This is a genomic window from Mesorhizobium sp. M7A.F.Ca.CA.002.09.1.1 (assembly GCF_003998555.1).
Lineage (GTDB): Bacteria > Pseudomonadota > Alphaproteobacteria > Rhizobiales > Rhizobiaceae > Mesorhizobium > Mesorhizobium ciceri.
Genome location: NZ_RZRR01000919.1, coordinates 1 through 2,174 on the forward strand (window position 1 = coordinate 1; position 2,174 = coordinate 2,174).

A 2,174-nucleotide genomic window follows, 5' to 3' on the forward strand; every position below is an offset into this window, starting at 1 on the left:
GCACAAGCGAGCAAAGCCCCGTTGGTCCCTGCCTCACCGACTGCGGAGCGAGGGCTGGTGGCTGGCCGATCCGCCGCGCGCGTGTCCCGTCGCAACCCTCATTCCCTTTGTCCGCAGAAGCCCGCCAACGGTTCGGCTGGAAGCCATCAGGAAAGCCAGGTCATGACAGCGTTGTTCTCCGCCGCGCCGAGCTATTGCAGCCGTTTCGGTGTCGCCATCCTGCTGGCAGCGCTCGCGGATTTTCTGTTCTATGGCCAGCCCGCCGGGATCACGGTTTTCCTGTTCGCCCTGCTGATTGCCGCGGCGGTCGTCGCTGTGCACCCGGCCGCCTTCAACGACGGCCGGGTCTGGCTCAAGCCCATCGCCTTGCTTGTCCCGCTGCTGCCGCTGGCTGAAAATGTCAGCACCCTGTCGGTCTCGATCGCGCTGGCGGCGCTGACCGTCTTCGCGCTTTCGTTGAGCGGTCGGCTGCGGCACAGCATCGCCCGCATTGCCGGGCAGATCGTGCTGTTCGGGCTGGCGGCGCCGTTCCGCTTCGTCATTGATTTCATCCGCTGGCGGAGGACGGCGCGGCGGTTCGGTGGGCGCCGCATCCGGCTGGCGGCGATCGCCGTCTGGGTGATGCCGCTGACGCTGGGCGCGGTCTTCCTGGCGCTGTTCGGTGCCGCCAATCCGGTCATCGACTATTGGCTGTCGCTGATCGATCTCGTGAGGCTGCTCGATCTTATCCAGCTGGCGCGGATTGCCTTCTGGCTGTTCGTGCTCGCCGCTGTCTGGGCTTTTCTGCGACCGCGCATGCCGCGCCTGGTTCGCCGCATCCCGCGCGCGTTGCCGGCGGTCAGCGCTCAAGCCGGCAAAACCGCCACCACCATCGAAGACATCCTGTTCGGCAAGGCCGCCATCCTGCGCGCCCTGATCGTCTTCAACATCCTGTTTGCGCTGCAGACGGCGCTCGACGCCGCCTATCTGTGGGGCGGGGCAGCGCTTCCCGATGGGCTGAGCTACGCCTCCTACGCGCATCGTGGCGCCTATCCCTTGATCGTCACGGCACTGCTTGCCGCCGGCTTCGTGCTGGCAGCGCTGCGACCCGGCAGCGAAACCTCGGCCGATCCGCTGATCCGCCGGCTGGTCTATGTCTGGGTGGCGCAGAACATCATGCTGGTCATCTCGTCGATCCTGCGGCTCGACCTCTATGTCGGCATCTATGCATTGACCTACTGGCGCGTCGCCGCCTTTGTCTGGATGGGGCTGGTGGCAGCAGGCCTTGCCCTGATCATTGCCCGCATCGCGCTTAGAAAATCCAACGAATGGCTGCTGTCCGCCAATCTTCTGACGTTATCCCTGACGCTTTATGCCGGCTGTTTCATCAATTTCGCAGCAACGATCGCCAATTACAATGTCGACCATTCCCTCGAAATGACCGGCCAGGGCATTCCCCTAGACGCCTGGTATCTTCACTCGCTCGGTCCGGGCGCGTTTCCCGCGCTTGATCGCTTCCTCGAGCACCAGGGCAAGACGGCGGCCGCCGGCACTGTCCGCGAACTGGCCGGCGTGCGCGGCAGCGACGAAATCTGGTATCGAACTATCCAGCAGAACTGGCGGGCCTGGAGCTTTCGCGACTGGCGGCTGCTTCGATATCTCGACACCAAGGAGCCGTTCGTGATTCCCTCCGCTATCGAACCTTCCATGCCGGGCCGCTGATCCATGCCGCATCACATCCTCGTCGCCGACGATGACCCGCACATCCGCGAGGTGATCTGCTTTGCCTTGGAGAAGGCCGGCATGAAAACGACAGGGGTGGCCGACGGTGCCGCCGCCTTGCAGGCAATCGGCCGCCGGGCACCGGACCTCGTCGTGCTCGATATCGGCATGCCGGAAATGGACGGGCTGGAGGTCTGCCGGCGGCTGCGGCACATATCCGATGTGCCGGTGCTGTTCCTCTCTGCGCGCGACGAGGAGATCGACCGCATCCTCGGGCTCGAAATGGGCGGCGACGACTATGTGACGAAACCATTCAGCCCGCGCGAGCTGGTTGCCCGCGTCAACGTCATCCTGCGGCGCGCCCGCCCGGCGGTGCCCGAACCGGCCGACGACAGGCAGTTTTCGCATGGCAAACTGGCTCTGGCGCCGGCCAGCCATACCGCCAGCTTCGACGGCAAGCCGTTATCGTTGAC

General features: G+C 64.9%; 2 protein-coding genes. Both read left to right on the top strand.

Going from position 1 to position 2,174, the window contains the following annotated elements:
• The first annotated feature begins 162 nt into the window (after positions 1–162).
• Positions 163–1,701, top strand: coding sequence for a DUF4173 domain-containing protein (locus EN994_RS28330; RefSeq protein WP_063169571.1), 1,539 nt, complete (start codon positions 163–165; stop codon positions 1,699–1,701).
• A 3-nt stretch (positions 1,702–1,704) separates the two neighbouring features.
• On the top strand, positions 1,705–2,174 hold a 470-nt coding region (locus EN994_RS28335; protein WP_127308006.1), incomplete at its 3' end, for a response regulator.